This window comes from Pleomorphomonas carboxyditropha, from assembly GCF_002770725.1.
Classification (GTDB): Bacteria; Pseudomonadota; Alphaproteobacteria; order Rhizobiales; family Pleomorphomonadaceae; genus Pleomorphomonas; species Pleomorphomonas carboxyditropha.
Genome location: NZ_NQVN01000051.1, coordinates 1 through 7204, shown reverse-complemented (window position 1 = coordinate 7204; position 7204 = coordinate 1). Strand labels below are relative to the sequence as shown.

The 7204-nt window shown below is 69.5% G+C and carries 5 protein-coding genes; 3 read left to right on the top strand and 2 right to left on the bottom strand.

Translation table 11 applies throughout. The annotated features are described in order from the left end of the window. Window positions 1-61: 61 nt before the first annotated feature. On the bottom strand, window positions 62-2467 hold the full coding sequence (locus tag CJ014_RS26990; protein WP_100083588.1) for a membrane-bound PQQ-dependent dehydrogenase, glucose/quinate/shikimate family: 2406 nt from the start codon (window positions 2465-2467) through the stop codon (window positions 62-64). Window positions 2468-2801: 334 nt separating this feature from the next. Between CJ014_RS26990 and CJ014_RS26985 the strand changes: the two genes are divergently transcribed. The 3 genes from CJ014_RS26985 to CJ014_RS26975 are packed head-to-tail and all read left to right on the top strand — an operon-like array spanning window position 2802 to window position 4827. Then, window positions 2802-3953, top strand: a complete 1152-nt coding sequence (locus CJ014_RS26985) for an MFS transporter (RefSeq protein WP_100083587.1) — start codon at window positions 2802-2804, stop codon at window positions 3951-3953. Then, on the top strand, window positions 3950-4420 hold the full coding sequence (gene arfB / locus CJ014_RS26980) for an alternative ribosome rescue aminoacyl-tRNA hydrolase ArfB (RefSeq protein WP_425351965.1): 471 nt from the start codon (window positions 3950-3952) through the stop codon (window positions 4418-4420). The genes CJ014_RS26985 and arfB overlap by 4 nt, the downstream gene beginning before the upstream one ends. A 2-nt stretch (window positions 4421-4422) precedes the next feature. Continuing rightward, window positions 4423-4827 carry a GFA family protein gene (locus CJ014_RS26975; protein WP_100083586.1) on the top strand — a complete coding sequence of 135 codons (405 nt, stop codon included), beginning with the start codon at window positions 4423-4425 and terminating at the stop codon, window positions 4825-4827. Here CJ014_RS26975 and CJ014_RS26970 read toward each other — a convergent pair. Next, window positions 4815-6482 (bottom strand): DNA recombination protein RmuC, encoded by a 1668-nt coding sequence (locus CJ014_RS26970; protein ID WP_207765879.1) that lies wholly within the window; start codon window positions 6480-6482, stop codon window positions 4815-4817. The two genes, CJ014_RS26975 and CJ014_RS26970, sit on opposite strands and share 13 nt — an antisense overlap. Window positions 6483-7204: the final 722 nt, after the last annotated feature.

The following is a 7204-nucleotide window of genomic DNA, read 5'->3' as shown; positions in this document are numbered from 1 at the left end:
GGCTGGGGGAGCGAGGGGGGCCGGATGCCGGGTCCGGCCCCTCCCGGAGGGTCATGCGGGGTCAGGGCAGGGCATAGGCGATCAGTTCGTCGCTGATCGGCGTTTCCATGAAGTGATGGCCGCCGGCCATGATCACCACATACTGCTTGCCGCCCTCCTCGTAGGTCATCGGCGTCGCCTGGCCGCCGCCGGGCAGCGTGTCGCTCCACAGCGTCTTGCCGGTCTTGAGGTCGATGGCGCGGACGAGGTTGTCGGTGGCGGCGGCGATGAACACCACGCCGCCGGCCGTCACCACGGCGCCGCCGTTGTTGGGCGTGCCGATGTCGACGGGCAGCATGGAGGGGATGCCGAACGGGCCGTTGGTGCGGGCGGTGCCGAACGGCCGGTCCCACAGCGTCTTGCCGCTCTTGAGATCGATCGCCCGGATGCCGCCGTAGGGCGGCTCCTTGCACAGGAGACCGGTGACCGGCAGGCGCCAGCCGGCGTTGACGTTGACGGCGAACGGCGTCTCGGCCTGCGGATCGCCGGCGCCTTCCGCACCGCCGATGGCGCCGCGCGCCTGGCTGCGCGGCGTCCAGCCGAGACGGTCGGCCTCGTCGCGCGGCACCAGGCGGACGTAGTTCGGCATGTCGTTGTAGTTGGCGACGATGATGCCGCGCCCCGGATCGACGGCGATGCCGCCCCAATCGGAGCCGCCGTTGTAGCCGGGGTACTCGATGCTGTGGGTCGCCGACGTCGGCGGCGTGTAGAAGCCGCTGTAGGTGGCGGTGCGGAACTCGATGCGGCAGACCATCTGGTCGATCGGCGACATGCCCCACATGTCCTTCTCGGTGAGGTCGGCCTTGCGCAGCGTGTGGTAGAGCGAGTGCGGCTGGGTGGGCGAGCGCTGCTCTGGCTCGACGCCGCCGGCCGGCGCCGGCTGCTCTTCCACCGGCGTCAGCGGCTTGCCGGTGCGGCGGTCGAGCACGTAGATGTCGCCCTGCTTGGAGGGCAGCACCAAGGCCGGCACGGCGCCGCCGTCGGCCGGGAAGTCGACGAGCGTCGCCTGCGAGCCGAGGTCGTAGTCCCAGACGTCCTTGTGCACGGTCTGGAAGTTCCAGACCGGTCGGCCGGTGCCGACGTCGAGGGCGACCAGCGAGGTGGCGAACCGGTTCTCGACGTCGCTGCGCTGGCTGCTCCAGTAGTCGACCGCCGAGTTGCCGAGGGGGAGGTAGACGAGGCCGAGCCGTTCGTCGCCGCTCGCCGCCGTCCACATGTTGGGGGTGCCGCGGGCGTAGGTGCGGCCGTCCGGCGGCACGCCGGTGAGGTCGGGCTGCTTCATGTCCCAGGCCCAGCGCAGGGCGCCGGTGACGGCGTCGTAGCCCTGGATGGCGCCGGAGGGGGCGCTGCGGATCTGGCCGTCGAGCACCTGGTGGCCGGTGACGATGATGCCGCGGACGATGGTCGGGGCGGCGGTGATCGACAGCATGCCGGGCTCCACCTCGCCCATGCCGGCCTTGGTGTCGACGGCGCCGTTGTCGCCGAAGCCGGGGCAGGGGGCGCCGGTGTTGGCGTCGACGGCGATCAGGCGGGCGTCGAGCGTGCCTTCGATGATGCGGCTGGCGCAGGCCTGATCGGCCGGGACGCCCGGCACATCGTAATAGGTCACGCCACGGCAGGCGGCCGTGTAGGGGATCCAGTCGTCGCTGACCTTGGGATCGTAGCGCCAGCGCTCCTGGCCGGTGGCCGGATCGAGCGACAGGATGATGTTCTTGGGCGTGCAGAGGTAGAGCGCGTTGCCCACCTTGAGCGGCGTCGTCTCGGCGCCGTACTTGCCTTGGGCGAACTCCGACTGCGGCAGGTCGCCGGTGTGGACGGCCCAGACGCGCTTGAGCTGGCCGGCGTTGTCCGGCGTGATCTGGGTGAGCGGCGAATAGCGGCGGGCGCTTTCGCTGCCGCCGTAGGCCGGCCAGTCGGCGCCGGCCTGGCGCAGCGACGGGTCGGCCAGGGTGTCGGCCGGCCTGGCGGCCGGCAGGTCGCCGGCGTAATCGGTGACCTTGGCGTTCGGCAGCGTCAGGCCGATGATCGCCGCCGCGACGATGATCACCACGTCGGTCAGCAGCGCCGCCCGCCAGCCGAAATGCCGGGGCAGCAGGGCCGGCACGGCGGTGACGATGAACAGCAGCACCACGGTGGGCGCGACGACGCGCGGCACCAGCGCCCAGCCGTCGAGGCCGGCCTCCCATATCGCCCAGACGAGGGTGGCGGCGTAGACGAGGACATAGAGCCAGAGCGCCAGCGCGCTGCCGCGTCCCAGCAGCCATGCGGTGGCGAGAAGACCGAGGCCGGCGAGGGCGTAGTACGGCGAGCCGCCGACATAGACGAGATAGGCGCCGCCAAGGAGGAGGATCAGGCCGATCAGGCCGATCACCAGCGCGAGAAGACGAACCAGCCAGTGCGGCCGGCGTGTCGTATAAAGGATGGCCATGCTTTCGCCTCCGAACGGACGGCGTTCCGGACTTGCCCCGACGTCAGGCGGGACGGTGCAAGACGGGACGACTGGCGAAATCCACCCGGGGAAATAGGGCGTCCTCGCCGCTGGATCCTGTCGACTTGGCGGAAACGCCCCGTCGTCCATCCGGTTCCGTAAAATAGCGTATCTGGTTGCGACTCCGCCGCCGCTCCGATGCCACAGCGCGGCGGCAAAACGCCTGTCGCCCGGGCGGCCCCTTGACGGCGCCCGCCTGAATCGAATCAATTGTCGCGTCGCCGCGGCGCGTCTTGAGGAAGGCGGCCGTTTTCACGAGGGGCAATCGTTCGCCATGGCCACCGCCGTCCTTCCCGCGCCCGCCGGCATCGGCCGGGCCGAGCAATTCTCGACCCGCGTCGCCTTCTTCATCGCCGGCTTCGGCGGCGCCGTCTGGGCGGGGCTGGTGCCGTTCGCCAAGACGCGGGCCGGCCTCGAGGCGGGCGGCCTCGGCCTGCTGCTGCTCGCCTTCGGCATCGGCTCGATCGTCGCCATGCCGCTCGCCGGGGCGCTGGCCGGCAAATACGGCTGCCGCCGGGTGCTGATCGCCGCCTCTCTGCTGGTCTGCATCGCCCTGCCGGCGCTGGCCACGGCGTCGAGCCCCATGCTGCTCGCGGCGGCGCTGTTCGTGCTCGGCGCCGGCGTCGGCTCGGTCGACTGCGTGGTCAACATCCAGGCGGTGATCGTCGAGCGGGCGGCCGGGCGGGCGCTGATGAGCGGCTTCCACGGCCTGTTCAGCGTCGGCGGCATCGTCGGCGCCGCCGGCTGCGCCGGCATCCTCAGCCTGGGCGCCTCGCCGGTCGCCGTGTCGCTGGCCGCCATCGCGTTCACGGCGGCGATGCTCGCCTGGGCGGCGCCGCATTTCCTCGCCTTCGGCGGCGATACCTCCGGCCCGGCCTTCGCGCTGCCGCGCGGCGTGGTGCTGTTCATCGGCATCCTCTGCTTCATCGTCTTCCTGACCGAGGGCGCCATCCTCGACTGGAGCGCGGTGTTCCTCACCTTCACGCGCGGCGCCGACCCGGCGCATGCCGGCTTCGGCTACGCCGCCTTCGCGACGACCATGACCATCGGCCGCCTGTCGGGCGACGCCATCGTCCGGCGGGTCAGCCGCACGACGATCATCCTGGCGGGTGCGCTGCTCGCCGCCTCCGGCCTGCTGGTGGCGACGCTGGTGCCGTCGGCCGTCGCGGCGATGATCGGCTTCGCGCTGGTCGGCGCCGGCTGCTCCAACATCGTGCCGGTGCTCTACAGCGCCATCGGCAAGCAGACGCTGATGCCGGAGAGCGTCGCCGTGCCGGCGGTGACGACGCTCGGCTATGCCGGCATCCTGCTGGGGCCGGCCTCCATCGGCTTCATCGCCCATGTCGCCTCGCTGCCGGCCGCCTTCCTGATCATCGCCGTGTTGCTGATCGGCGTGGCGGTGAGCGGCCGCTTCCTCAAGGCGTGAACCGGCTTTCCAGCCGCCGTCCGCTCCCTTATCTTGCCGCCATGATCTACGTCGCCGACCGCCTCTATATCGACGAGAAGGATCTTTCCTTCTCCTACGTCCAGGCGTCCGGGCCGGGCGGGCAGAACGTCAACAAGGTGGCGACGGCGGTGGCGCTGCGCTACGACCTCTACAACGCCGCCGGCATTCCCTGGGAAACCAAGGTGCGGGCGGCGCGCATCGCCGGCCCGTCGCGGCTGACCCAGGCCGGCGAGATCGTCATCCAGGCGCAGCGCTTCCGCTCGCAGGAACGCAACCGCGACGACGCGCTGGAACGGCTGAAGGCCATCCTCGCCGAGGCGGCGATCCCGCCGAAGCCGCGCGTCGCCACCAAGCCGACGCGGGCGAGCCAGGTGCGGCGGGTCGAGGCCAAGACCAGGCGCGGCGCCGTCAAGCGCGACCGGCGGACGCCGATCGGCGAGGATTGATCATGGCGCTGCTATCGGGCGGCTGCCTGTGCGGCCGGGTTCGCTACGAGGTGGAAAGCGACGGCGCCATCGTCGATTATTGCCATTGTGATACCTGCCGCCGCTCGACCGGCGGCGCCACCGTCGCCTGGATGCAGGTGCGGCCGGACTGCTTCCGCGTCACGGCCGGCGAAGCGGCGGCCTACCGCTCGTCGCCGGGCGCCGCCCGGCATTTCTGCCCGGCCTGCGGCAGCCAGCTTTATATGACCGACGCCGAGGGACGCTCGGTCGGCGTCACGGTCGGCACGCTCGACGACAAGGAGGCGGTGGCGCCGGCCGCCCACGGCTGGGACGGCGACCGTCCGAGCTGGCTCCGCCTTGCCGACGGCCTGCCGCGCTTTGCCGGCGATCCCGATTACGACGGCTGATCCTCGGGGGCGGGCAGGGCGCCCGTCTCCTCGTCGGCGTCGGCGGTTTCCAGCAGGCTGGCGTCGAGGCGCTTGGCCGTCTTGAGGCCGAGGGCGCGCAGCATCTCGGCCTGGCGGACGACGTTGCCGCGGCCGGTGGCGAACTTGCCGTAAGCGCGCTCGTAGGCGCTCTGGGCGTCCTTCAGGCCCTTGCCGACCTTGTCGAGGTCTTCGACGAAGCCGACGAACTTGTCGTAGAGCTCGGCGCCGCGCTTGGCGATGTCCTGGGCGTTCTTGCTCTGCTGCTCCTTCTGCCAGAGCTGGGCGACGATGCGGACGACGAACAAGAGCGACGACGGGCTGACCAGCAGGATGTTCTTTTCCCAAGCCTGATGCCACAGTTCGGCGTCGCGGGTGATGGCGACCAGGAAGGCCGGCTCGATCGGCACGAACAGGATGACGAAGTCGAGCGCGGCGAGGCCGTGGATCTCCTGGTAGTTCTTGGCCGAGAGATCGCGGATGTGGCCGCGGATGCTGTCGAGATGGCGGCGCAGCGCCGCCTCGCGGGCGCCGTCTTCCTCGGCGGTGGAGAACAGCTCGTAGGCGTTGAGCGACACCTTGCTGTCGATCACCATGAAGCGCTGGCCCGGCAGGTTCAGCACCACGTCGGGCTGGATGCGGCTGCCGTCGTCGCGGGCGTGGCTCTCCTGCGGCGTGAAGTGCAGGCCCTTGACGAGGCCGGCGGCTTCGAGCACCCGCTCGAGGATCAATTCGCCCCAGTTGCCCTGGCTCTTGTTCTGGCCGCGCAGCGCCGAGGTGAGGTTGTGGGCATCGCGCGACAGTTGCTGGTTGAGGTTGAACAGTTGCCGCACCTGCTCGCCGAGCGCCGAGCGTTCCTTGGCCTCGTTGATGTAGACTTCCTCGACCTTGCCCTTGAAGTCGGCGAGTTGCACCTTCAGGGGGTCGATCAGCGTGCCGAGCGAGGCGCGGTTGGCCTCGGAGAACGACTTGGACTTTTCCTCCAGGATGTCGGCGGCGAGCGCCTTGAACTGGTCGGAGAGCTGCGTCCGCGCCTCCTGGAGCAGCGCGAGCTTCTCGTTGGCCGCCTTGCGCTCCTCCTCGGCACGCGAGCGCATGTCGGTGAGGGCGACGCGCGCCTCGCCGAGCAGCCGCTGCGCCTCCTCGCGCTGCTCGCGGGCGCGCAGGAGATCGGCTCTCAGCGTCTCCACCTCCTCGGACTTGGCCCGGAGGTCGGCGTTGGCGGCGCTGAGCCTGGACTGCACGGCGGCGAGCGCCTCGCGCAGGTCGGCCTCGTCCTCCTCGTTCCGGCTCTTGACGTCGACAAGCGAAGCGCGCGCCGCCTCCAGCTCCTGCTTCAGCCGCCGCGTCTCGTTGTCGCGCTCGTCGAGCGTGGCGCGGGTGCGGGCGAGATCTGCGGTGAGGCCGGCGTGGCGCTCCTTCAGCGCCGAGAGCTGGCCGTCGGCGTCGGCGAGGCGAAGGGCGCGTTCTTCCAGGCGGGCGAATTCCAGCCGCCCGGCCGCCTCGCTCGCGGCGATCCGGCTGCGGGCGGCGGCAATCCTGAAGGCAAAGACCATGAGGCCCGCCACCAGGATCGCGACGAGGACGATGACCGGCATCGCATCGGCGAGCGTGGTGGTCTTGAACAAATCCGGCACGGCGACTCCTTGTCGTTTCCGTTTTGTTTACCATATCTGCATCAAGCCGCCGAGGAAACCTCGCGCCATGGGCGGAGGCTTTTCCGAGGGTGGATGGAAAAGGCCGGAAATGCCGGGATCGGCAGGACCGGCCCGCCTTGAGCCTCAGGATGAGACGGCAAACAAAAGCCTGCAAATCCGGGGCTTTACGGGCTGTCCGATTCTGTGACGGTTTTTTGAAGAAAAGGCGTTGACAGGCCGGAGAGGGGCTCCTATAACCCGCTCCATCGACGGCGGCGCTGCGGCGACGTGGTGCCGGCGGAACGGTTGTCGCCAGGAGCGATGGCCCGGAAGGGAGATGAAAGGCCGGTTACGGCTGGTTCATCAGTGATCTTCCAGAACGGACGTTAAGAACATGTCCGGGCGTTTTGGTCGGTCGAGGTCGTCACGTTGACGGGTTTGGCGGATCAGGGTTCGGCGCGCTCTCGAGGTCTCGTGATTGAGGGTAATCCCCTCCGTTCTTTGACAAGTGAATAGGAAGAAAGAGAAACGTGGCCGGCGCTATGGGCTTGTCGGTACGTTGCCTGGTCCTTTCGGGGATTGGGGGATGTGCCATGAAGAGCTAAGGCCGGAGTGCACGTTTCTTGATAAGGTTTCCGTTTTGGCTTTGTCCGGAAGGGTGGGGCTAAGGTGGAAAGACCTCGTCGAGTGAACTTGTGATTTCGGGAATGGACTCTTTGAAC

What these genes read in the sequence shown, in the direction of transcription:
- CJ014_RS26985 (WP_100083587.1), top strand. Translation starts at nt 2,802, where the DNA reads ATGGCCACCGCCGTCCTTCCCGCGCCCGCCGGCATCGGCCGGGCCGAG.
- CJ014_RS26990 (WP_100083588.1), bottom strand. Translation starts at nt 2,467, where the DNA reads ATGGCCATCCTTTATACGACACGCCGGCCGCACTGGCTGGTTCGTCTT.
- CJ014_RS26975 (WP_100083586.1), top strand. Translation starts at nt 4,423, where the DNA reads ATGGCGCTGCTATCGGGCGGCTGCCTGTGCGGCCGGGTTCGCTACGAG.